Origin of the sequence: Candidatus Accumulibacter sp. ACC007, assembly GCF_907163205.1 — a bacterium.
GTDB classification, from domain to species: domain Bacteria; phylum Pseudomonadota; class Gammaproteobacteria; order Burkholderiales; family Rhodocyclaceae; genus Accumulibacter; species Accumulibacter regalis.
Genome location: NZ_CAJQUD010000003.1, coordinates 148194 through 169134, shown reverse-complemented (window position 1 = coordinate 169134; position 20941 = coordinate 148194). Strand labels below are relative to the sequence as shown.

26 protein-coding genes are annotated in these 20941 nt (G+C 62.4%); 10 read left to right on the top strand and 16 right to left on the bottom strand.

The features are described 5' to 3' along the window. Positions 1–220 precede the first annotated feature (220 nt). From QZ634_RS11485 to QZ634_RS11415, 15 genes are all read right to left on the bottom strand, one after another. Positions 221–613, bottom strand: a complete 393-nt coding sequence (locus QZ634_RS11485; protein ID WP_291988467.1) for a DUF6362 family protein — start codon at positions 611–613, stop codon at positions 221–223. After that, a complete protein-coding gene (locus tag QZ634_RS11480) occupies positions 606–815 on the bottom strand; it encodes a hypothetical protein (RefSeq protein ID WP_291988465.1) in 210 nt (69 codons plus the stop codon). Before QZ634_RS11480 ends, QZ634_RS11485 begins: the two co-directional genes overlap by 8 nt. Further along, a complete protein-coding gene (locus QZ634_RS11475) occupies positions 812–1279 on the bottom strand; it encodes a hypothetical protein (protein WP_291988463.1) in 468 nt (155 codons plus the stop codon). Before QZ634_RS11475 ends, QZ634_RS11480 begins: the two co-directional genes overlap by 4 nt. 131 nt (positions 1280–1410) lie before the next feature. Next, positions 1411–3699, bottom strand: coding sequence for a phage/plasmid primase, P4 family (locus QZ634_RS11470; protein WP_291988461.1), 2289 nt, complete (start codon positions 3697–3699; stop codon positions 1411–1413). Further along, positions 3687–4028 (bottom strand): hypothetical protein, encoded by a 342-nt coding sequence (locus QZ634_RS11465; protein ID WP_291988459.1) that lies wholly within the window; start codon positions 4026–4028, stop codon positions 3687–3689. The genes QZ634_RS11470 and QZ634_RS11465 overlap by 13 nt, the downstream gene beginning before the upstream one ends. Beyond that, positions 4025–4780 (bottom strand): hypothetical protein, encoded by a 756-nt coding sequence (locus QZ634_RS11460; RefSeq protein WP_291988457.1) that lies wholly within the window; start codon positions 4778–4780, stop codon positions 4025–4027. Before QZ634_RS11460 ends, QZ634_RS11465 begins: the two co-directional genes overlap by 4 nt. Then, on the bottom strand, positions 4780–5223 hold the full coding sequence (locus QZ634_RS11455; protein ID WP_291988455.1) for a DUF6511 domain-containing protein: 444 nt from the start codon (positions 5221–5223) through the stop codon (positions 4780–4782). The genes QZ634_RS11460 and QZ634_RS11455 overlap by 1 nt, the downstream gene beginning before the upstream one ends. Beyond that, positions 5220–6893 carry a DEAD/DEAH box helicase gene (locus QZ634_RS11450; protein WP_291988453.1) on the bottom strand — a complete coding sequence of 558 codons (1674 nt, stop codon included), beginning with the start codon at positions 6891–6893 and terminating at the stop codon, positions 5220–5222. The genes QZ634_RS11455 and QZ634_RS11450 overlap by 4 nt, the downstream gene beginning before the upstream one ends. A 12-nt stretch (positions 6894–6905) precedes the next feature. Beyond that, positions 6906–7586, bottom strand: a complete 681-nt coding sequence (locus QZ634_RS11445) for a hypothetical protein (protein ID WP_291988451.1) — start codon at positions 7584–7586, stop codon at positions 6906–6908. Beyond that, on the bottom strand, positions 7583–8407 hold the full coding sequence (locus QZ634_RS11440; RefSeq protein WP_291988449.1) for an ATP-binding protein: 825 nt from the start codon (positions 8405–8407) through the stop codon (positions 7583–7585). Before QZ634_RS11440 ends, QZ634_RS11445 begins: the two co-directional genes overlap by 4 nt. Position 8408: 1 nt before the next feature. After that, positions 8409–8690, bottom strand: coding sequence for a hypothetical protein (locus QZ634_RS11435; RefSeq protein ID WP_291988446.1), 282 nt, complete (start codon positions 8688–8690; stop codon positions 8409–8411). Then, complete coding sequence (locus QZ634_RS11430; protein ID WP_291988444.1) at positions 8687–9169, bottom strand: hypothetical protein; 483 nt, start codon at positions 9167–9169, stop codon at positions 8687–8689. Before QZ634_RS11430 ends, QZ634_RS11435 begins: the two co-directional genes overlap by 4 nt. Next, complete coding sequence (locus tag QZ634_RS11425; protein WP_291988441.1) at positions 9166–9378, bottom strand: DNA-binding protein; 213 nt, start codon at positions 9376–9378, stop codon at positions 9166–9168. The genes QZ634_RS11430 and QZ634_RS11425 overlap by 4 nt, the downstream gene beginning before the upstream one ends. Positions 9379–9644: 266 nt before the next feature. After that, complete coding sequence (locus QZ634_RS11420; RefSeq protein WP_291988439.1) at positions 9645–10610, bottom strand: hypothetical protein; 966 nt, start codon at positions 10608–10610, stop codon at positions 9645–9647. Between the two features lie 17 nt (positions 10611–10627). Continuing rightward, positions 10628–11089, bottom strand: a complete 462-nt coding sequence (locus QZ634_RS11415) for a hypothetical protein (protein ID WP_291988437.1) — start codon at positions 11087–11089, stop codon at positions 10628–10630. A 182-nt stretch (positions 11090–11271) separates the two neighbouring features. Between QZ634_RS11415 and QZ634_RS11410 the strand changes: the two genes are divergently transcribed. The 3 genes from QZ634_RS11410 to QZ634_RS11400 are packed head-to-tail and all read left to right on the top strand — an operon-like array spanning position 11272 to position 13571. Next, entirely contained in the window at positions 11272–11583 is a 312-nt protein-coding gene (locus QZ634_RS11410; RefSeq protein WP_291985082.1) for an IS66 family insertion sequence element accessory protein TnpB, read from the top strand. Beyond that, a complete protein-coding gene (gene tnpB, locus QZ634_RS11405) occupies positions 11583–11942 on the top strand; it encodes an IS66 family insertion sequence element accessory protein TnpB (protein ID WP_291987820.1) in 360 nt (119 codons plus the stop codon). Before QZ634_RS11410 ends, tnpB begins: the two co-directional genes overlap by 1 nt. 51 nt (positions 11943–11993) lie before the next feature. Continuing rightward, complete coding sequence (locus QZ634_RS11400) at positions 11994–13571, top strand: IS66 family transposase (protein ID WP_291987818.1); 1578 nt, start codon at positions 11994–11996, stop codon at positions 13569–13571. A 24-nt stretch (positions 13572–13595) separates the two neighbouring features. On the opposite strand, the gene QZ634_RS11395 is transcribed toward QZ634_RS11400, so the two are convergent. Continuing rightward, complete coding sequence (locus QZ634_RS11395; RefSeq protein ID WP_291988436.1) at positions 13596–14306, bottom strand: hypothetical protein; 711 nt, start codon at positions 14304–14306, stop codon at positions 13596–13598. A 191-nt stretch (positions 14307–14497) separates the two neighbouring features. Between QZ634_RS11395 and QZ634_RS11390 the strand changes: the two genes are divergently transcribed. The 7 genes from QZ634_RS11390 to QZ634_RS11360 all read left to right on the top strand — a co-directional run bounded on the left by QZ634_RS11390 (position 14498) and on the right by QZ634_RS11360 (position 19765). After that, complete coding sequence (locus QZ634_RS11390) at positions 14498–14818, top strand: helix-turn-helix transcriptional regulator (protein ID WP_291988434.1); 321 nt, start codon at positions 14498–14500, stop codon at positions 14816–14818. 10 nt (positions 14819–14828) lie between these two features. After that, positions 14829–15761, top strand: a complete 933-nt coding sequence (locus tag QZ634_RS11385; RefSeq protein WP_291988432.1) for an ImmA/IrrE family metallo-endopeptidase — start codon at positions 14829–14831, stop codon at positions 15759–15761. Positions 15762–15889: 128 nt separating this feature from the next. Next, on the top strand, positions 15890–16138 hold the full coding sequence (locus QZ634_RS11380; RefSeq protein ID WP_291988430.1) for a hypothetical protein: 249 nt from the start codon (positions 15890–15892) through the stop codon (positions 16136–16138). A 12-nt stretch (positions 16139–16150) separates the two neighbouring features. Beyond that, positions 16151–16651, top strand: coding sequence for a DUF2924 domain-containing protein (locus QZ634_RS11375; protein ID WP_291988727.1), 501 nt, complete (start codon positions 16151–16153; stop codon positions 16649–16651). Then, on the top strand, positions 16648–18006 hold the full coding sequence (locus QZ634_RS11370; RefSeq protein WP_291988427.1) for a recombinase family protein: 1359 nt from the start codon (positions 16648–16650) through the stop codon (positions 18004–18006). The genes QZ634_RS11375 and QZ634_RS11370 overlap by 4 nt, the downstream gene beginning before the upstream one ends. Next, on the top strand, positions 18003–18455 hold the full coding sequence (locus QZ634_RS11365; RefSeq protein ID WP_291988425.1) for a LacI family transcriptional regulator: 453 nt from the start codon (positions 18003–18005) through the stop codon (positions 18453–18455). Before QZ634_RS11370 ends, QZ634_RS11365 begins: the two co-directional genes overlap by 4 nt. A 317-nt stretch (positions 18456–18772) precedes the next feature. Next, on the top strand, positions 18773–19765 hold the full coding sequence (locus tag QZ634_RS11360; RefSeq protein WP_291988423.1) for a hypothetical protein: 993 nt from the start codon (positions 18773–18775) through the stop codon (positions 19763–19765). The last annotated feature ends 1176 nt before the right edge of the window (positions 19766–20941 follow it).

Genomic DNA, 20941 nt, shown 5'->3' with positions numbered 1-20941 from the left:
GAAAGAACCCGCCACAGGGGCGGGTCGATGGTGCGGCTGGAGGAAAGGAATTCGCAGACTTGAAGGCAGTCTCGCTGCTCTCGCACCTTTCCCAACCATAGCCGTGACTGTATCCAAAAACGGCCCGAGATGCGACACCCCCGCTGAGCTCCGAATTTGGCGATGCTTCGTACCCTTTCGCACTGGCACGCACATGCCGCCAATTACTATCAAAATTCTTTCACGGTGCAGCGGCCATCAGTCGGTTGAGCTGATCGACGACGCTTTCAATCGCCCGCTGCCAGTGCCGTTGCGCCGTCCTCCTGCAGCAAGCGGCACGTATCGCGATTTCCCGCCAGCTGTAGCGCCTGGCGCGCATCCAGATGAGATGGCGCTGCTCGACTTCAAGCCACTGCACCCAGCGCATCGTCTCCAGCATCCGCTCGATGGCATCAGGGCTGGGCGGCAACGGACGGTAGTCACGTTCCTCCTCCGGATAGGTTTCCCAGGCTTCCCGGGCAAACGCCGGCCAGACGTTGAAGTAGCCCTGCACCCGAACCCGGGGCAGTCGCCGGCCCGTCTCGGCTGCCTCGGCGAATCGTGCCGCCACGTCTTCAAGGGTCCAGTTAGCCATGGCGTCGCACTCCCGCACCGTAGAGCCGTTCGCCCAATCGGCGCACGAACTCGCGTTCGACGAAGTCCAGCCGTTCGTCGGTGTCGGATATCACCAGGATGCGCTGCTCGCGCCAGCCGGTTTCCTTGACCGCTTCGAGATTCGTGACGTCTGGCTGCAACCGCCCCAGCGGGCAGCGATAGCGTTGCGGAGGAATTTTCATGACGCAGCCTCCTGAGCTACCGCCCACGCCAGCAGAGCGAGCGCATCGGCTTCGTTGTCGTCTTGCGGATCGAACCCGGATGCTCTGGCGGCGGCGATCATCGCGTCCTTGCCCGCGTTCCCTTTACCCGTCGCGTGCTTCTTGATGGTGCCGACGGGCACTCCCTGGTACGGAATCTGGTGGTGTTCACACCACGCGGTCAGATGCGCCAGAAATCCGCCGTAAGCGTGCGCCGCATCGACACCGGCGTGCCGACGCACCTCTTCGAAATACACCGCATTGATGCCGTCGGCCGAGTGCTTGACTTCGGTGAGCCAGCGCTTGAATCGCAGGAAGCGCATGCCGCCACCCTCGAAGCGATGCGGCTGGAATTGTGCGGTGCCGCTGGTGGTCGTGCCATCGAGGTGGCGCAGCGCCCACCCGGTGTGAGTGCCCAGATCCAGGGCCAGGATTGCCTCGGTCATGCCATGTATCTCCTTGAATATTAATGTGGTGACCGAAGGTGACCGCTGAATCATTAACCCTGTAAACTGCACGTCAGCATGTGTAAACAGAGTAATACTGCAGGTGGGTCCCCTTCGGTCACCAAGGACCGTCAGTCGTCGCGATAAGGGAGTCGCTCGCCATAGTCTTTGGGTTTGAGCGATAGGCCGGAGAGGCCCTTCACTCCACCATGCAGGCGGCTGCGCTCCAACCCTCGATTGCACAGTTGCTGCATCAGCCAGCGACTGGTGCCGATGTATTCGCCGCGCCGATTGGCCCATTCCTGCCAGCGCTGAAAGGTGTCCGCCACGGATACGCGGGCTTCCCGGTGGCGCTGGCATTCCTCCTCAATGAATTCGCCGATGGCGTCCTCTTCATCGAAATACTCGTCCGTAGCGTCGACCACGACCTTGGGCGGCTTCAACCCGTGCTGTTGCCACAACAGGCAGCCCTTAACAGCCCAGGCCAGGATGCCGTCACGCTCCCGGAGCAGTTTCTCGGTGAGCTGTCCGTCGCGCTTCTCCGGCGGAATGGTCACGGTGAAGGGGATGAGGTGCAGCCGGCGCTTCATCGCCTCATCCACGTTGCGGATAGACGGTTTGTGATTGCCCGCGATCACCAGCTTGAACTGCGGCAGATACTCGAAGAAATCCTGCCGCATGAAGCGTGCCGACACCTTGTCACCGCCGGTGATCGCTTTCACCTTCGACTCATTCCAGCGCCGCCCTTGCTCGGTTTCGATCGAGGACACGAAACGGGCACCACGCAATCCGGCCAGATCGGTGGGGTGGCGGTCGGTGCGCGCTTCCATGAACGTATCCATGGGCGCGTTGGCGGCATAATCCCCCAGGATCGTGGTGATCACATTCACGAACACCGACTTGCCGTTGGCCCCAGTGCCATAGAGGAAGAACAAGGCGTGCGCGGAAGTGACGCCTGTCAGGCAGTAGCCGATGACCCGTTGCAGATAGGCCATCAGATCCGCATCGCCGCGGGTGATGTCCGAGAGGAATGCTAGCCACCGCGGACACGCGCCCTTCGGTGTGGCCGTGGTGATCTTGGTCATCCGGTCGGCACGGTCGTGCGGCCGCAGTTTGCCCGTGCGCAGATCGACGACCCCGCCGGGGGTGTTGGCAAGCCAGGGATCGCTGTCCCATTCGTCTGATGTCGATGCGTGCCGACGTTCACTTCGAGCGAGACGCTCGACGCCGTTCACCGTGCTGCTGGAAGCCAGTTTGGCGGCCAGTCGATGCGAGCTCGCCTTGATGGCAGCCTCGCGGCAGATGTGCCGCATCAGATGGGTGACCAGCAGGGTGTCGTCCGGCTGCCAGCGATTTCCTGTCCACACCAGCCACTTGCCCCACTGGGCACAGTAACGCCAGTCCTGGGCATAGCGCCGGGTGAAGGACAAGGCGAGCGCATCGTCGGTGGCCCAGACGGCGTTCTCATCGCCTGGTTCGTTTTCTTCCTCGGCAACCGGCGGTTGAATTGTGACGTGCGCACCGGTGGCCAGAAACGCCGGCACGTCAAATCCTTCCATCAAGGCGTCGGCCGCATCCCAGCCCTGTGCTTTGTCATCGGGGGGCATCAGGACTGCGCAGGACCTCGCGCCAACCATCAGCGCGGCATCGGCGGCGGCCAGGGCGTAGTCCCACCCCGCTTTGTCGAGGTCGGGCCAGATCAGCACGCGCTTGCCATTCAACGGTGTCCAGTCGGTCTTGTCGACCGGCGCGTTCGCGCCATGCATCGCGCTGGTCGCCACGACGCCGGTGTCAATCAGCGCTTGCGCGCATTTCTCGCCTTCGACGAGCACCACCGTGTCGCTCGTAGTCATGCCCGGCTGGTTGTAGAGCGGCCGCGGATCAGGCGGAGCCATCTTCTGGCGCTGGGCATCCCACGGCCGGAATTCCTTCTTCCGGCCGGGTGGGTCATAGCGATACACGCAGGCGATGAGTTGCCCATCGGCCGTGAAATAGTCCCACTTAGCCGTGTGCGGGCCGAGATCGTCGACCGGCGCTTCCTTCCGCCGCCTGGTCGGCAGAGACGCAGGCGAGCGCCCGAGCAATTCGCGGGCGGCTTCGAGCACCTTCGGAAAGTGGGTGCGGGCGTCTATCCCACGATGGGCCGCGATCAGCGCAAACAGGTCGCCGCCGTCGCCGGTGGCACGATCGGTCCACAGACCGGCTTTCTCGCCGGTGACGACCACTTCCAGGCTCTCGCCGGGATTGCCGGACACGTCGCCGATGAGGAACGTGCCGTGGCGCACGATGCCTGCTGGAAACAGAACACACAACACGCTCTCCAGGCGGGCCAGCAAGCCGGCGCGGAGTTCGTCGCGGTCGGAGTCATGTCGACCCTGGGAGGGTGCATAACTGTCGATGGGGTCGTTCAGATCAAGCATGAAGTTTCCTTCCTCGGTAGGTCTTGTTCGGGGAGATAGCCGGTTTTCAGGGCGATCTCGCGCACGAACTCCGGATTGAGATCGACCAGGTCGCACCAGAACGTCAAACGGCCGTCGTGGAAGAAGCGCCGCGCGTCACGACGGATGCCCCAGGACGAACTGCACAGGTCGACGAAGGCCTGCTTGATGACGCTCACGCACAGGCGTGATTCAGGACAGACGAGGCTCACGTGGCGCAGCAGCAGACGCTCGATGGTCGGGGTCCCGACCAGAGGCTTCTGGCGGCGATCGATCGAGCGCAGGTCAAATTCAGGGGTCGCGGTATTCATGAGGCACTCCAGCAGCGATGGGCCCAGGCGCAGTACTTGCACTCGTAGAAGCCGGGCTCGGTGGCGATACGAGGCAGCAGTTCTCCTGCCTCGGTTGCCGTGATGACCTTCACGGCCCGGTCCGACATCCGCTGTGCGAGGGCCGCGTCGAACGCGACGAGCTCGCACCACAGTTCCTGCGTGTCCTTGTTGATCGCGGTGAACAGCGCCGGGTGGTCGGCGATGCCTGGAATCGACGGCTCCAGGTAGGCTTGATAGACGGCGATCTGCGCCGCATAGACGGGCTTGCTGACTGCCACGCCGGACTTGAGGCAGGACTTCCAGTTCCGGTCGTTCATCGTCTTGCACTCCCAGAGCATCGGGAACGCGAGACCGAGATGGGCAGGTGCGGCAGCGATTACGCCGTCGACGTGTCCCTGGATGCGCCCGTTGGCCACGGAGAAACCGAACTGCCCGCCTTCCTTGCGGCGGGTGTAGAGGTCAAATCCAGCCAGTCGCAGCCAGCGGATGGCGAGGTCTTCCAGGGCGTGACCGACCTCGAAGATGCGCAGCGTGCGGCCGGGAAACTCGGCGCCCGCATCCACCGGGGCATCGGCATACTCGAACTGCAGGGCACGCTCGCAACTCACGCCGAGGCGGGAGGCGCCGAGATACCGACGCTTTTCACGTGCGGTGCTTTCTGCCTGCAGGGCGGCATCCACGAGCGCGGTGACCTTCTCGTGAAACCTGGGTTGATGGTTGAGATCGATCATCAGAACGGGATCCTTGTAGTGGCGCCGGATGCCGGCAGGGGTTGAGCGGCAAGGCGCTGCTCCAGAAAGGCGCGATCGGTCGCCGCCAGGCGTTCGTGCTCGAGGAGCATGTGCGCCTGATAGGCGTCGATCACGACCTCGACCAGACGCAGGACTTCCGCCTTGCCGTAGTCGGCCAGGGGTCGCTCCATGCCGATGGAAGCGACGTAGTCGCCGAGGGGCGCCAGTGCGGCGCGCATGGCGGCAATTTCCAGATCGGAGGGATCAAGCACGGCGTCCTCCCGAAGTCCGGTCAGCCGTTCCATGACTTTGGAAAACGCCTCCATGCAGCGCATCGAACAGAACACCCAGCGCTCCAGGAAGCGCCGCAGATCGGTGCGCTGTAGCGCGGGGTTGAAGATGCCGAAGCCGCGCGCTTCGCGAGAGCAGACGGCACATGTCATGCGGCCTCCAGGTGATGCTGATTGGCGGCATGAACGACCCGCTGGATCGCGTGCTTGTTGAACCGGAACGTCAGCAGTGCCGACGCCTGGTAGCGGGTCAGGCCGAAATCGGCGCGCAGCGCTGGCGGCAGGTAGCGCAACTGGTTCTCGGTCGGCACCTCGCTCAGCCAACGCCGGGATTTGTGGGCGGCGTCATCCGTCTCCAGATCGTTGAGCCAGTCGTTGGCCTGCGCCAGGCACACCGTGCGCTCGCCGATGCCCAGGAGCCGGACCGGAACAGTCCCTTGGCCACCGACGGCGTACCAGCGGCCTTCGAGGAAGAACACGCCGGCCCAGGCCTTGAAACCGGCGGCGAGCAAGGCGCAGTCATCGCCAAAGAGATCGCACCACGAGAAGTTCGAGCGCTTCAGGAGGTCGATCTCCGTCATCACGAAGTCTTCCAGCGTCCCTTCCTCGTCGTCCTTCTCCTCGGGTTCGAAGACGTGTCCACAGAGCGGACACTCGCGCGAGGCGCGGGGGATCTCGGCCTGGCACGCAGGACACTCCTTTGTCGGTGCCTCGCCATCGGCATCGAAACCGTCGAGATCGACTTCCTGCTCAAGGCTGCCGTGTTTGAGCGAGGCGGTGCCAAAGTCCAGCACGATGCAGTCGGTCTTGACGACGCCGGGATACTCGGTTGGATCGACGACCCGCAATCCCCGCCCCACCATCTGGATCAGCGTCGATTTGTAGGAACTGGGGCGCAGCAGGACGATGCAGGCGGTCGGCGTGTAGTCGTAGCCTTCGGTCAGGACCGCGACATTGACGACGACCATGAGATCCCCGGTCTCGAAATCGGCGAGCGTCGCCTTGCGCTCGGCCTCCGACATCTCGCCGTGCACGACCGCCGCGGCCACACCACCGACGAGGAAGGCATCGCGAACGGCCTCGGCATGGGCGACGGTGGCGGCAAAGGCGATCGTCTTGCGACCCGCCGCTTTCTCCTTCCAGTGCCGCACGACCGCGTCGTTCACAGGCGCGTTGTTCATGATCGAGGCCACGGCGTTCATGTCGTAGTCCTCGGCGAGTTTCTTTACGCCGTCGAGTGCTTCACGCGTGCCGACGTCGATGACGAAGGTGCGTGGCGACACCAGGTGGCCGGAACGAATCAGTTCGCCGAGCCGGATCTGGTCGGCGACGTTCGAGAACACCTCGCGCAGTCCTTTGCCGTCGCCGCGATTCGGGGTGGCCGTGACGCCATAGATCAGGGCCTTCGGGTTGCGAGCGAGTGTCATGTCGATCACCTGCCGGTAGGTCGGCGCGGCGCAGTGGTGCGCCTCGTCGATCACCAGCAGATCGATGGTTGGCAATTGATCCAGATGGCGCACCAGCGTCTGGACCATCGCAAAGGTCGCCTGGCCCGCCCAGGATTTCTGGTGGGCATCGAACACCGAGGTGCGGATGCCCGGATTCGCGCGCGAGAACTTGCTCTGGTTCTGTGCGGTGAGCTCATCGCGATGGGCCAGCACGCAGGCCTTGGCATCGGGATGCGTGAGGAACTCACCGGCGGTGCCGGAGAGGCATATCGTCTTACCGCTCCCTGTTGGAGCGACCCCGAGCGTGTTGCCGTGGGTGCGCAGGGCCTGGATCGAACGGTTGACGAATTGGCGTTGGCGCGGTCGGAGCATCATGGCCGTGCCTCCTCACTGTGCCCAGGCGGGACGCGTGGGAACGCGGGAATCCGCCGGTGCAGAGGGTGGAGCCGCGGGTGCGGTGGGTGCCGTGGGTCCGAAGGTGGGCGCACTCGGCGCTGCCGGCGCACCGCCACCGAAGCCACCCGGCCCCCCCGGTGCTCGTGAGGTCACGCCCATGAGTGCCGGATACGACTTGTGATCCGGCTGGATCGCGGCCTTGACGACGTTCTTGTCTTCGCCGTTCTGGTCCTTCTCAACATCGATGCAGACGACCAGCTCGATGCCGTCCAGATCCGCGAAGCCGCGGATGCGGCGCGCGGTTTGTGCCTGCGGCGATAGGTCCGACGGGTGAATGCCGCGGGCCGAATGGAGAATGGCGCGCAGGAAACTGCGGCCCATGTTCCCCCACTCGGGGCCCTTGGGGCTGTACAGGCCGATCAGGCCGAACACCACCCGTTTGGCGAACGGGCCTTCCAGGACGGTGAACTTGGCGTTGAGGTAGACCGCGCCGGTCTTGGCCGAGCGCGTGGCGTAGCCACCGGTCCAGCCCTGGCTGGGCTCGTCGTAACCGCCCGGGCGAAGGGTCATCAGGACCTTGGCCAAGGTCTTCGGCGGGATCAAGGCGAAATCGCGCTGGTCGTCGGCATCGTTGAAATCCGACCAAGCGGCATTGTGGGGATTGCTGTTCATGACGATTCTCCGGTGCGTTGCTGCGCGCAGGGCGCGGTGATCTTGGCAATCAAGCGACCGAGGTGCGGCTCCTCGACGAGGTCGAGCCGGCCGGAACGGTCTTTGGCGGGGTAGCCCCAGGGATTGAGGTGCTGGCAGACGAAGGCGCGATACGGGTTGCCGCTGTCGTCCTTGAGGACGATCATCGAGATCACCTGATCGAGGATGCCGGGCAGTTCCAGCGAGGCTTTCGCGCCGTCGATCTGCGGCGAGAACACCTTGCGATTGAAGTCGTCGAGCTTCTCGTCGAGGATGCCCACCAGCCACACGTCCTTGCTGCGGATGTGTTGCCACTGCGTGAGCCAGGCAATCAGTTCGCCGCCGTGCAGGCCATAGGCGCCGCGGTTGTCCGGCTTGCCGGTCTTCTCGCTGTAGGCTTGCGGCTGGCCCTTCGCCCATTGCAGGCAGAGCCGCCCGGCGACGGTGATCGAGTCGACGAAGATCAGCGAATACTTGTCGAGCAGCGCCGGGTCACCGTACTGGGTGCAGACCTGGTCGTAGTGCGCCTGGCTGTACGCCTGGTCGTCCCGGAGCGCCGGATTCGGGCCGCCGATGTAGCAGGCGAGATCCCGGCACTCCGGCCAGGTGCGGGGTCGAACGGTGTCGCAGGGCCAGTCACGGACCGCGAGGTCACCGTCCTCCATGTCGACGAACAAGGTGCTGACGGCGTCAGCGGTCTTGAGCAGGGTGGTCTTGCCGACGCCGGCAGGACCGAGGATGACGCCTGAAGAACGGCGCTTCTCGGCGAGGCGTTGCTCGGCGGTGATGAAGGGGAACGCCATGTCAGGCCTCCCAACCGAAGATCGCGCCGAGCGTGTCGCTGTCGACGCCGCCACGAATTCGAGCCTGATCGCGCAGGCGCTGGAGGACCAAAGCCTGTTGGCGGGCCGCCATGATCTTGTGGTCGAGTTCCTGGAGGGCGAGGTCCAGGTCATCGACACTGGCTGACTCCAGGGGCAGAGCGTCGATGGCGGGATGGTCGCCGTGACCCGGTACGCGAACGGTTTCCGGCAGGTCGGCAAACAGCATGGACTGCTTGCGCAGCACTTCGAGAACTTGATTCACCACGGTGCTTTCTCCTTCAACAGGGCGAGACGGAATCCGGCTTTGCCGGTCTTGAGGGTGCGTGCCGGCGCGAAGGCGGTCTTGAGCGACTTGGGCCAGGCGGTGAACCTGGCTTCGGAGACGCGGTAGGCGAGGTCCAGGTACTCCGAGGGGTCGTCGCCGGTGGCGGCGATGCGGCGAGCGATGGCAGCCAGTTGCTTCTGGTCCCACTCGACCTTCTTGGGCAGGTCGGCGGTGATCCGGACATCGCCGTCATCGAAGTGCACGACGCCGGTGTCCTTGCCGGCGGCGAGCCGCAGTTGATGGGCGCGGTGGGCGTACTTCAGATCCAGCGCGCGGTCGAGGTGCTCGACGACGGTCTTGGTGACCGCGAGCAGATCGTCGGCATCGTTCTTGACCCGAAACAGAATCTCGCTGGACTGCTCGGCGAGTTGGCCGACAGAGGTATCCAGGAGGTAATGGAGGTATTCGCGGTTCATGCCGCACCTCCCTCGGTAACGCGCTCAGAGGGGCTCTGGTGCAGGCTCGCGGCCTCGTAGGCCTCGATGTCCTCGAGGCGGTACAGCACGTGGCCTTGCAGTTTCAGGTAGACCGGCCCGATGCCCACGGACCGCCAGCGCTCCAGCGATCCTTCGCTGACGTCCCATCGATCGGCCAACTCGCGCTGGTTGAGGTGTTTGATACTCACGTTTATCTCCTTTCAGTGATGTCGAAAACGTGAGGGGAATTTTTTCAAGCAGGGGGTGGGCAAAAGGGGGGGCAAAATGGACAGAATCCGGGGGCAAATTCGGTAATTGCCTCTGGCGCCGTTCGCAGGACGAAAAAAAGCCCGGCGGGTGAGGCCGGGCTTGCAGGCGTGCGTCCTAGCACGACATCAGAGAACCGCGGGGGGACGGCTGCGGATTACCCTGACGCGCAGGTTCTCTGGGGTGCGTTCAGTCGAGGTGCTCACCGCTACTCATCGTCGATCTTCAGAAAGTCCGGCTTCAGCCAGAAGTGCCCCTTCTTGTCCGAGCCGACGAACGTATCGAAGACCGGTCGGTGCCGCTTGAAGACTTGGGGCACATCAATGGAACCGTCCATTCCCATGGCTTCAGCGATACGCGATTTGTGCACCTCGTCGCCACCGTGATCATCGAGAATGGTCAGGAATGAGCAGACCTGAGGCGACAAGGGGATCTCCTGACCACCGATCAACGCTTTTCGCTGACCCAGACGCAGCGGCCGCAGCGAGGTTTCGTCGGCGTGCTGGATCTTGCCGAGCGCCGGGATGTAGGCCTCGAGGTTCTCGACCACCAGTCCGACTTTCCGCAAGTGCGCGATGGCGCGCAAAGGAACGAACAAACGATCGGCGAGCGAAGTGGCCCGCAGTGCCGAGACGTCCGTCGTGGTGATGATCACCTCGGTGCCGGGCGCAGCCAGGCGAGTCAATGCCTCCTTGACAGGAGCCAGCGCATCGCCAAGACGCCGCCCGAAGAACAGCACATGGCGCCGGCGCCGAAACTCGCGCTCGCCCAAGCGCCACAGGACGCCCTCGACCACCGGCTCGGGCACGTAGTGTGGCGTCAACTGCAACGCCGTGCCGAGCCAGCGGGCGACCTTGGCGGGCTGTGCCTGCCACAAATGGGCTTCCTCTTTCCGCAGGGCAATCCATCCGCACTCGCCGCAGTAGCCGTGGTAAGGAAATTCGGGATCGGGGGGCTCGCTGGCGAGCGGCCGAAACACCCCCGTGCTGCATTCGCGGCACAAGCTGCCGTCGGTGACTTCGTTCGACAGCGTCAGGGCTCCGATTTCTCGGAGGTGGTGGTAGACCGACGCCTGGTCGCCACTCCAGATCGCGTCGGGGTTCACCCGCGGGTCGGATTGCTCGAGCAACCAGCAGAACTCGCGGAGCGCCTGGTCGTTGACTGCGGCCGTCATGACGAGGGCCCCGGATCTCAGTGCGGCTGTTCAGCGGGAGCTTCTGCTTCCTCCAGGTCGGCCGTTCCCAGGGACCGCTCCATCACGCCCCAGGCCTGCAGCAGGAGTTCGGCCAACTTGGCCTCGTCTTCCGTGAGGTCGCGCAGATTGCTGATGCCGGCTTGCTTGAGCTCGATGTGCGCCGCACGCCCACGCTTCTTCGTCCCAACCGGCAGAAAGTACAGCGTCACGGTGGCCTCGACGATGTTGAAGGCGGAGCGCATCAGCGTTTGTTCCAGACCCTGCGACTGGACGCAGGCCAGGACATCCGGGGCCTCCTTGGCTCCAGGTGGCTTGATGAGGTAATCACAGCTCGGCGCCAGTTTGGACCGAACCCGTACCTGCGAAAGGCGAATGTGCTCCACCCGATGGGCGGCGAGATCGACCTCGCTGTCGTCAAACAGCTCGAAGCCCTCGCGCAGACGATTGAGAAAGAACATCGGCTGGGCGATGGCGTGCGGCTGAATGGTCCTCTTGAAGACGTGTTGGGCGAAGTGCGTCAGGAGGATCTTTCGGGTCCGTTCACCACCGGGGTAACCGGTAACTCCGCGGCGTTCTTCCCAGGCGCGGCGCTGGCGTCGACAATTTCCTCATTGACACGCGAGAAGATGAGGAGGTCAAGATGGCAACGAATCAAGAGAGCCGGCGGGCACGGCGTAGCGCGGACGAGTGGCGGCAGGTGCTGTCGCGATTTTTCGGCAGCGGTTTGGCGGTGGAGGCCTTCTGCAATCGCGAAGGCATCAGCGATACCAGCTTCTACCGGTGGCGCAGCCGACTGGGCGCGCCGATGGGCCGATGCGACGCCTTGGTCAACTCGGCGTCGACAGGCTTCGTCGATGTCGGCCCGCTGCAAAGCGAAACCGGGCGGTCGGGACGTATCGAGCTGACCCTGGATCTCGGCGGCGGCCTGCAGCTACACCTGGTGCGCGGCTGATGTTCTTCCCCGAAGGCCAGATCCGGGTGCACGTCTACGGTCGTCCGGTCGATCTGCGCAACTCCTTCGACGGCCTGTACGCACTGACTCGCCACGCGCTGGGTCAGGACCCCTTGAGCGGACAGCTGTTCGCCTTCTTCAACCGCCGCGCCACGCAGGTGAAGGTCCTCTACTGGGATCGCACGGGTTTCTGCTTGTGGGCCAAGCGCCTCGAAGCCGGTCGCTTCGTCTCCGACTGGTCGAAGGTGAGCACGCGGGAAACCGACTGGACCGGCCTGAAGCTCCTCCTGGAAGGCATCGAGCCCAAGCGCTTCAAGAAGCGTTATCAGCACCCGAAAAACAGCAAGAAATGTACATAAAATGTATGTTAAACAGCGTCTTGAAGACGACTCCCGCGGTATAATAGCGGCATGAATCCGGCGCTTGCGACCCCTTTCCCAAGCCTCGACGAGGCGGCCGCACTGACCCCGCAACAGATCGTCGAACTGATCGGCGCCCTGCGCCAGGAAGTCACCGCCCTCAAACAGCAACTCGACTGGTTCAAGCGCCAGCTCTTCGGGCAGAAGAGCGAACGACGCATCGAGACGGGTCCGAATGGCCAGATGAGTTTCGGCGAGTGTCTTCCACCGCCGACGCTACCGGCACCCCCGGGCCAGCAGGTAGCCGCCCACACCCGCAAGCCAGCGACCCGCCGCCAGGACGACGAAGCCGTCCCGTTCTTCGACGAGTCACGCGTGCCGGTCGAAGTCATCGAACTCGCGGCTCCGGAAACCGACGGCCTTACTGCGGAAGAGTACGAGGTGATCAGCCACAAGGAAAGCTATCGCCTGGCGCAACGGCCGGGAAGCTACGTGGTGATCAAGTATCGGCGGCCGGTGGTCAAGATCAAGGCCAGTGAAGCGCTCGTTTGCGCCGCCGCACCGGCCGGGGTGATCGACGGCAGCCGGGCGGACGTGAGCTTCGTTGCCGGCTTGCTGCTCGACAAGTTTGCCTACCACCTGCCGCTGTATCGCCAGCACCAGCGCCTCGCCGACGCCGGGATCACGGTCAGTCGCCCCTGGCTGACGCAGATCGCGCAACAGGGCATCGCCCTGCTCGAACCGATCTACGAGGCCCAGTTCGCCTCGATTCGCGAGTCACGCGTCAAGGCCATGGACGAGACGCCGATCAAGGCCGGACAGGCGGGACCGGGCAAGCTGAAGAAAGCCTTCTTCTGGCCAGTCTATGGCGAACTGGACGAAATCTGTTTCCCGTTCTTCCCGAGCCGGGAGATCAAACACGTCGAGGCGGCGCTGGGACTGACGCCTGCCGAACGAGCGGTCCTCTTGTCCGACGGTTACCACGCCTATGCGCACTATGCGACCAGGACCGGGATCACCCATGCCCAGTGCTGGACGCATACCCGCCGCAACTTCTTCGAGGCACAAACCGTCGAGCCGGAAGCGGCGGGCCAGGCGCTGGAACTGATCGGTGCGCTCTATCAGGTGGAAGAATCCATCCGGGAAGAGAAGCTCTCTGGCGCCGGCAAGCGGGACTATCGCCTGGCGCATGCCAGGCCGATCGTCGAGCGCTTCTTCGCCTGGATCGGCGAACGCTTCGCGGCCCAGGGGCTGCTCCCCAGCAATCCGCTGACCAAGGCGCTCGCCTATGCGCGCGACCGACGATGTGGACTGGAGGTCTTCCTCACCGACCCGGACGTGCCCATCGACACCAACCACCTCGAGCGTGCCTTGCGCGTGATCCCGATGGGGCGCCGCAACTGGCTGTTCTGCTGGACCGAACTGGGCGCCAGGCAGGTGGGGATCATCCACAGCCTGATCGCCACCTGTCGATTGCACCAGATCGACCCGTACGACTACCTGGTCGATGTGCTACAGCGCGTCGGCCAGCATCCGGCAGAGCGCGTCCGGGAACTCACGCCTCGTCTCTGGAAGCAGCTCTTCGCGGCCGATCCACTTCGCACGCCTTTGTACCGCCTCGGCACGTAGGGCCTGACGCCGCGTAGTTACCGCTTACCCACCGGGGGCGAGGATGTCGATCACGCCGTTGGCGGGATAGATCACCACGTCCATACTCTCCGGCGGACGGATGTCCCGCCAGCGCACCCGATCGTCGTCGCCAAACTCCGCTTTCCGTTGCGGGTTGTCCTCGATCAGGATGCCGAATTGCACGCCGCCGTCCAGGTGTCGGTCCAGTGTCTCGATCTCGCACGCGCGCAGCGTTCCCTTGCGCGGGGTAAAGGCCGACGCCAGCGCGAGCCGCAGGGCATTGATGTCCTCGGGGCCGCGAAAGATCTGATCACAGGGCGAGATCTTCAATCGTTTCCAGCCGCGAACACCGATTTGCAGATCGACCGACAGAAAGGCTTCTGCCGTGTCGAATAGTTCAGGCCACTGGAGCATCGTCCAGAGCGCCCGCTCGGCATCGCTGGTCAGTCGGGAGAAATCTTCATGCAAGGCAGCGTCTGGCCTGGCCGCGTTACGCAGCGCGAACATGCCCCGGCGGTTGGCCAAGGTGTGTACCCGGCGCAATTCGGCATAAGTGGTCCTGGCCAGGTCGGCCTCAAGCTCTTCCAGTGCGACAATCAGGCCCTTGACCAGGGGCTCAAATGGCATGGCCCAGTCGTGATCCACGGGCAGATCGATCTTCCGGGCTTCGAAGTAGAATTGCCAGGTGCGCGCAGGAACGAGGCAAACGAGTTGACGATAGTTGAACGCGGCCATGCGGTGTCTCCTTTGGGCGGATTGGTTTTTTTGTGGGAATTCGAGCGCCTCTGTGGCCGGGTTGATGCAGATACAGCCGCGTTCGGAATGCAGAACAATTCTAGCAACGGGTAAGTTCTGTGTCAAAGCGGTTTTTATTCGTTCGGAAAAGACGTACACTCCGCGCCGTTTAGACCCGCGAGAGGAACACTGTGTCGTCCCTGCTAGGAGAGAAGATCCGCCGCCTGCGCACCGGCAAGGGGTACAGCCTGGACAAATTGGCGGAACTGACGGAAACCAGCAAGAGCTACCTGTGGGATCTGGAGAACCGCGAAGCCCATCGTCCCTCGGCCGACAAGATCAACAAGGTCGCCGCAGCGCTGGACGTGACGCCCGAGTACCTGCTGAGCGAGCGAGATGTGGCGCCGGATGAGAAGATTGCCGACGAGGCTTTTTTCCGGAAATTCCGGACTCTCGATCCTGACGTGAAGAAGAAGCTCCGAAAGATCATGGACGCCTTCGACGAGGAGTGATGCGGCGACCATGAGCGACCCACCCAAATCACCCAAGGCGACGGCCAACGATCTCCTGGCCAAGGTCATCAAGCCGGCCTTTGGCGGGGTTTATCCGCTGCCCATCCCGCTCGTAGAAATCATCACTGACTACACGCGGCAGCGATTTCCCTCGGATCCCGTTACCGAGATCAAAGGGGCTGACCTGCCCGGATTTGAAGGGATGCTGAGGTCGAACAAGGCGCGAAGCAGGTGGCAGATCCTCTACAACGACGCAGACGCCTCGCCGGGCCGAATCCGCTTCACCCAGGCGCATGAGTTTGGCCACTATCTCCTCCATCGCCAGAAGCGCGACGCCTTCTCGTGCAGTGACGCCGACATGGTCGAATGGGATGCCGCCGAAGCCGGTATCGAAAAGGAGGCCGACGCGTTCGCGGCGACGTTTTTGATGCCGACGGACGATTTTCGCGATCAGGTCGCCGACGAAGCGGCATCGTTTGGGCTGTTGAGTCACTGCGCGGAACGTTACGAAGTGTCCCTGATGGCGGCAATGCTGAAGTGGGTCGAGTTCGCTCCCAGGCGCGCCGTCGTGCTCGCCGTTCGCGACGACTTCGTGCTTTGGGCGCGCGCGAATGAGGCGGCGTTCAAGTCCGGGGTCTATCTGGCGACACGCAAGCGGACGATCGCGGTGCCAACGCGATCGGTGTTCGATAACCGCAATCGGGTAGCCCAGGCCGAGGTCAATGAGATTCGGGCCAGTTGCTGGTTTCCCCGCGAACCGGCCGAGATGCCCCTGACGGAAATGAGCTTCGTCTCCGATCAGTATCGGCTGACCCTGGGCATTCTGTTGCTGCCGGACGCCGAGCGGCGTTATCAGCGCCAGGAGGACCTCGAAGAGGAGGACGAGGGGCTCGAATCCACCATCGACCGGTTCGAGCGCTGCGGGCAGCCGATCATTCGGTAGCCGTCTGACCGACCTTCCCGCGTGGCGCCTCAGCGCTCCGCAATCGCCCGAAACTCCCTCATGGTGTCGCTGGCGGTTCATCCGGACAATTACGCATCAAGCGAGTTTGACGGCGAGGACCGACACCCATGCGTGACATCAAACGAAGTGCCTCTTCACGAGCCGAGAGCGAACCGGCGCGAAGCGACGGTCAGGTCAGTCATCTGCCCCCGGAACGTATGACGCCGGAGCAGCGTCGGATCGAGATCGCATCATTGCTGGCCAATGGGCTGGCCCGCCTTCGCGGCCTCGGAGAGCCTCTGGCCCAAGAGAACGGGTTTGAGCTTGCCTTCTCCGGCCACCAGCGCGTTCATTCACACCCCGTCAACAAAAAATAGAACGGAGTCATGATGAACATCTCCCCGAGCACTCCCGCCACGCCACCATCGGTCCTGGCCCAGATCGCCCGCTTGCCCGAACTCCAGATGCCGGAGATCAAGGCGCTCTGGCAGAAACTGTTCGGCGCCGACACGCCCAACTACAACCGGCCGTTCCTGGAACGTCGCATCGCCTACCGTTTGCAGGAAGTCGAGTTCCGCAAGGTCGATGCCAAACTGCTGGAGAGAAACGAGCGTCGAATTTCATCCCTCGTCGATACGGGCAAGGTCACGAAACGCGACCGCGACACCCGACCGGCAGCGGGCACCGTGCTGACACGTGAATATCGCGACGTCGAATACTGCGTGGTCGCCACCGCCGATGAACAATACGAGTTCAACGGCCGGATGTACCCGAGCCTCTCGATGATCGCACGCGAGATCACCGGCACACGATGGTCCGGACCGCTTTTCTTCGGGCTCAAAGGCCCAGCGAAGCAGGCAACGTCGGCCAGGAAAGAACTCCGGCGATGAGCGAAGCCCTGAAACGGCGCGTCCGCTGCGCCGTCTACACGCGCAAGTCCACCGACGAAGGCATGGACCAGGAATACAACTCCATCGACGCACAGCGCGACGCCGGTCATGCCTACATCGCCAGCCAGCGAGCAGAGGGCTGGATTCCCGTGGCGGACGACTACGACGACCCCGCTTTCTCCGGTGGGAACATGGAGCGTCCGGCACTCCGGCGCATGATCGCCGACATCGAGGCCGGCAAGATCGACGTGGTCGTGATCTACAAGATCGATCGCCTGACCCGCAGCCTGGCGGACTTCTCCAAGATGGTGGAAGTCTTCGAGCGGTACGGCGTTTCTTTCGTCTCGGTGACCCAGCAGTTCAACACCACGACCTCGATGGGTCGATTGATGCTCAACATTCTGTTGTCCTTCGCGCAGTTCGAGCGCGAGGTCACCGGCGAACGGATCCGCGACAAGATCGCCGCCAGCAAGCGCAAGGGTATGTGGATGGGCGGCGTGCCGCCCTTGGGCTACGATGTCGAGAACCGGCGGCTGGTGCCGAACGAATGCGAGGCCAAACTCATCCGGCACATCTTTCAGCGCTTCGTCGAACTCGGCTCCAGCACGTCGCTGTTCAACGAATTGAAGCTCGACGGCGTGACCTCGAAGGCCTGGACCACGCAGGAAGGCAAGGTCCGCGAGGGGAAGCCGATCGACAAGGGGATGATCTACAAGTTGCTGCACAGCCGCACCTACCTCGGCGAACTGCGGCACAAGGGTGAGTGGTTTCCGGCGGCGCATCCGCCGATCATCGAACTCGAAGTGTGGGACAGCGTGCACGCCATCCTCGACACCAATTGCCGGGTGCGCGGCAACGCCACACGGGCGGTGGTGCCCTTCCTGCTCAAGGGCATCGTGTTCGGCGACGACGGGCGTGCCCTGTCTCCCTGGCACACGACGAAGAAGAGTAACGGGCGCCGCTACCGGTATTACATTCCGATGCGCGATACCAAGGAGCAGGCGGGCGCGTCCGGTCTGCCACGCTTGCCGGCGGCAGAACTGGAGTCGGCAGTGCTCGAACAACTACGAGGCATCCTGCGCGCGCCGGACCTGGTCGGCGACATCGTGTCGCGGGCGAACAAGCTGGATCCGACCCTGGACGAAGCCCAGGTCACCGTGGCCATGACGCGCCTCGATGTGATCTGGGACCAGTTGTTCCCCGCCGAGCAGACCCGGATCATCAGGCTCCTGGTCGAGAAGGTGATCGTTTCGCCCACTGATCTGGAAGTGCGCCTGCGCGCCAATGGCATCGAGCGGGTGGTGCTGGATCTGCGTCCAGCGCCCGCCGAACGGCGGCAGGAGGCGCTGGGATGAACGGGATCCGTATCCGCAGGACGGGGGCGTCAGATGTCATCGCCGCCAGCGACGGCAGGCTGACCCTGTCGGTGCCGATTAAAATCAAGCGCCGCAGCGGGCGGAAACTGGTCACCCTGCCGAACGGTGAAGCCGCCCAGCCCAGGCCCTGGGATGTGGCCGCCACGCCGATGCAACTGGCACTGGCTCGCGGTCATCGCTGGCTGGCGATGCTCGAATCCGGCGAAGCGAAATCCATCACCGAACTTGCCGCCCGAGAGAAAATCGACAACAGCTACATGTGCCGCATGCTCAATTTGACCACGCTCGCGCCTGACATCGTGGCGGCTATCCTGAATGAAACCTTGCCTCAGGGCGTAGGCGTGCATGAGCTTGCGATCAGCCCACCGGTGCTGTGGGAGGAGCAGCGCAAGAGGATTGGTGTGGTTGGCGACGGCCTGCAGAGCTGACCGGCCGCATCCTAATTCGTGCGCGTGGTAGCCGTACATGAGACATTGCGGACGGCAGGGAGGATCGCTGGCCGTTCTTTCATGTCTAGGACAAATTTGCCGAGACATGGGCTTCCTACTAGGTTAGCGCAATAAGAGATCGCAACTAATTGATTTGCAGATGCTTTGCCTTGGTGCGCCATATGCGCTAGGTATTGCTTTGGCAACCACTTTGTAGCATGATGATCGCAGGTGCCTGTGTCTACATAGGCACACTAGGGGTCTTCTTCACTACACTGCGGATTGCGCGCCATGTTTCCTAAACGAGGAGTCGTGCATTGAGCACGCCCAAAGAATCGTTGGGTCGTAGGCTGCACACGCTGTCACGACTAAGTTCGACGTGGCACGAAACCCTCCACCACATTTATGTAGTCCTCGCGCTTCTTGGCATCGTTGGAACTTTCTTCTTCTCTCCGACGAGTAAGGAAGTGGTGCTTCTAGTTGTCCTTGGTTTGTACCTGATCGTTTTCTCCCTCTTTTCCCTCGCGTCGAGTTACATCAACGGTGAAAAGGCTAAATATGCCGAAGCACTTGCAGGCGTGCATCAGGCCATTCACTATGCTCGTGACATCTACCACCGAATTGATTACGAACTCGCCGATGAGTCTACGCACGCTGGCCCCCCTAGCTATAGTGATAGGGAATTCCGACAGGACGTTCAGAAAGTCTTGACGGTTACGGCTCAGGTGTTCTCTATGGTTTCGTCTGTGAAATGCCGCACGAGCATCAAGCTCTTGGGCAAGAAACCAGACGCTTCAAGTGATTCTTTGGACGCTTACTATGTAACGACTCTTGCGCGCGACCAAGCCTCAGAGACGGAAAGTCGCGAGCGCGACGCGGCGGAGGGGACGCGACACTTGGTTCGGGACAATACTGATTTTTGGACGATCATTCGGCGTCAAAAAGCGTACTTTTTTAACGACGGGCTGTCGAGTTCCGACAACTATGAGAACTCATCCTTTAAGTTGCATCCGACATTGCCGAAGTATGAGTCAACAATCGTATGGCCAATCCGCTATGTTTACGACGCCCAGGCCGCCGACGAACATGAAGCGGAGCCATTGCGCCAAGCTCTTTGTGGCTTCCTGACCGTGGACAGTGGATCCAAGGGGTCGTTCAGTGAGCGATACGACGTTCAACTTGGGGCCATAATCTCCGACGGACTGTACCCCGCCCTTGACGCGTACAGGGCCTTAAGACAAAAACGCATGCTGGCACAGCGAGGTGCCGTTCAACAAGGAGCAAGGAATGTTCAATTGCTTTCAACATAAAAGCAACACAGGTATGATGGCGGATCTAGCCACAACAACGGTGAAGATTCCAAAGCCGCAAGACTTCGGGACAGTCGACTACGCGGATGTCGAATTCCGGGAGGGAAATCAGCTGATTGGGCTAACGCGATTAGTATTGCTAGCAGATCCCGCTGATGCGCGTACTGGATTTAAGTCTGCTTATCTGAATCGCGACCGCGAGGACGCGGATGCGTTTGCCGACTAGCACGTTCACCCACCCCTAATCCCGCCGAGTACGTGAAGTTCTTACCGCATCGCAGGACGGGCTCTGGATCCGCCGGCCTTTGACGATAACCAGACCCAGCCCCTGGAGTCTTGGGGTGTTTTTGCGTTTCGGCGGTCGTCGAGGGCTTTCCTCGCCAAGCTCCGCGCGCTGTTAACCGCGCCTTCAATGACGCGCGCGAGACAACCAGTAAGGGGCCTGCCCCATTTCTGGTAAGCGGTGGCAAGCGGCAGAGTTTCTGCACACGGAACGACACAGGTCCAAAAAAATGCCTCGACCACGTTGTTCGCGCACAATACGCCCCTTTGGTTTTCAACAGCGATTGCACGGCGAAGTGAACAGCCCTCGGTAGTCGCGTAGCACGCGGGATAGCCGTGACACCCGCGAAGAACATGCCAATGGCTACATGACGAATGATAAGCCACAATGCCCAAGATCGTTGGCAGTCTTAAGGCGGCTTCACGAGAGTTGCCGCAGCCATTACCAGATTGCTCGGGTGGTCGGCAGTTCGCCGACGATGGACGCAAGTCTCTCAACCGAAGTTACCTGGTTGGGCGCACGGTCGGAAGTTGGCTAGAGACAACTCGCCAACGAGCAAGATTTTTAGGACTTGCCTCTCTTTACGAGGGCCGCTGTTTCCGTCCCTTACCAATGCCACGAATCAACCGCTTGATCGGACCACCTATAAGTTGCTGATTTGTAACAGACCAGGTCGGGGCGCTCGTGGACTTCTGGCCTTCGGCGGAGATAGAGGCGGAGAGAAGAATGCCCCGGAGAGAGTGAAAACGGCCAAATCCGGGTGCCCGCGGGAAAACTCGAAGTCCACAAGAACCCGCACGAACCCGCGCAAACACGCGGCAGTACGCAAAAAAAGACCAACCCGATGAGGGGTTGGTCTTCTTGTTTGGTGGGCCCGCAGGGACTTGAACCCT

What these genes read in the sequence shown, in the direction of transcription:
- QZ634_RS11415 (WP_291988437.1), bottom strand. Translation starts at nt 11,089, where the DNA reads ATGTTCTTTCTCAATCGTCTGCGCGAGGGCTTCGAGCTGTTTGACGAC.
- QZ634_RS11380 (WP_291988430.1), top strand. Translation starts at nt 15,890, where the DNA reads ATGCGTGACATCAAACGAAGTGCCTCTTCACGAGCCGAGAGCGAACCG.
- QZ634_RS11400 (WP_291987818.1), top strand. Translation starts at nt 11,994, where the DNA reads ATGAATCCGGCGCTTGCGACCCCTTTCCCAAGCCTCGACGAGGCGGCC.
- QZ634_RS11480 (WP_291988465.1), bottom strand. Translation starts at nt 815, where the DNA reads ATGAAAATTCCTCCGCAACGCTATCGCTGCCCGCTGGGGCGGTTGCAG.
- QZ634_RS11385 (WP_291988432.1), top strand. Translation starts at nt 14,829, where the DNA reads ATGAGCGACCCACCCAAATCACCCAAGGCGACGGCCAACGATCTCCTG.
- QZ634_RS11465 (WP_291988459.1), bottom strand. Translation starts at nt 4,028, where the DNA reads ATGAATACCGCGACCCCTGAATTTGACCTGCGCTCGATCGATCGCCGC.
- QZ634_RS11430 (WP_291988444.1), bottom strand. Translation starts at nt 9,169, where the DNA reads ATGAACCGCGAATACCTCCATTACCTCCTGGATACCTCTGTCGGCCAA.
- QZ634_RS11470 (WP_291988461.1), bottom strand. Translation starts at nt 3,699, where the DNA reads ATGCTTGATCTGAACGACCCCATCGACAGTTATGCACCCTCCCAGGGT.
- QZ634_RS11410 (WP_291985082.1), top strand. Translation starts at nt 11,272, where the DNA reads ATGGCAACGAATCAAGAGAGCCGGCGGGCACGGCGTAGCGCGGACGAG.
- QZ634_RS11420 (WP_291988439.1), bottom strand. Translation starts at nt 10,610, where the DNA reads ATGACGGCCGCAGTCAACGACCAGGCGCTCCGCGAGTTCTGCTGGTTG.
- QZ634_RS11485 (WP_291988467.1), bottom strand. Translation starts at nt 613, where the DNA reads ATGGCTAACTGGACCCTTGAAGACGTGGCGGCACGATTCGCCGAGGCA.
- QZ634_RS11455 (WP_291988455.1), bottom strand. Translation starts at nt 5,223, where the DNA reads ATGACATGTGCCGTCTGCTCTCGCGAAGCGCGCGGCTTCGGCATCTTC.
- QZ634_RS11475 (WP_291988463.1), bottom strand. Translation starts at nt 1,279, where the DNA reads ATGACCGAGGCAATCCTGGCCCTGGATCTGGGCACTCACACCGGGTGG.
- tnpB (WP_291987820.1), top strand. Translation starts at nt 11,583, where the DNA reads ATGTTCTTCCCCGAAGGCCAGATCCGGGTGCACGTCTACGGTCGTCCG.
- QZ634_RS11460 (WP_291988457.1), bottom strand. Translation starts at nt 4,780, where the DNA reads ATGATCGATCTCAACCATCAACCCAGGTTTCACGAGAAGGTCACCGCG.
- QZ634_RS11440 (WP_291988449.1), bottom strand. Translation starts at nt 8,407, where the DNA reads ATGGCGTTCCCCTTCATCACCGCCGAGCAACGCCTCGCCGAGAAGCGC.
- QZ634_RS11375 (WP_291988727.1), top strand. Translation starts at nt 16,151, where the DNA reads ATGAACATCTCCCCGAGCACTCCCGCCACGCCACCATCGGTCCTGGCC.
- QZ634_RS11395 (WP_291988436.1), bottom strand. Translation starts at nt 14,306, where the DNA reads ATGGCCGCGTTCAACTATCGTCAACTCGTTTGCCTCGTTCCTGCGCGC.
- QZ634_RS11445 (WP_291988451.1), bottom strand. Translation starts at nt 7,586, where the DNA reads ATGAACAGCAATCCCCACAATGCCGCTTGGTCGGATTTCAACGATGCC.
- QZ634_RS11450 (WP_291988453.1), bottom strand. Translation starts at nt 6,893, where the DNA reads ATGATGCTCCGACCGCGCCAACGCCAATTCGTCAACCGTTCGATCCAG.
- QZ634_RS11365 (WP_291988425.1), top strand. Translation starts at nt 18,003, where the DNA reads ATGAACGGGATCCGTATCCGCAGGACGGGGGCGTCAGATGTCATCGCC.
- QZ634_RS11370 (WP_291988427.1), top strand. Translation starts at nt 16,648, where the DNA reads ATGAGCGAAGCCCTGAAACGGCGCGTCCGCTGCGCCGTCTACACGCGC.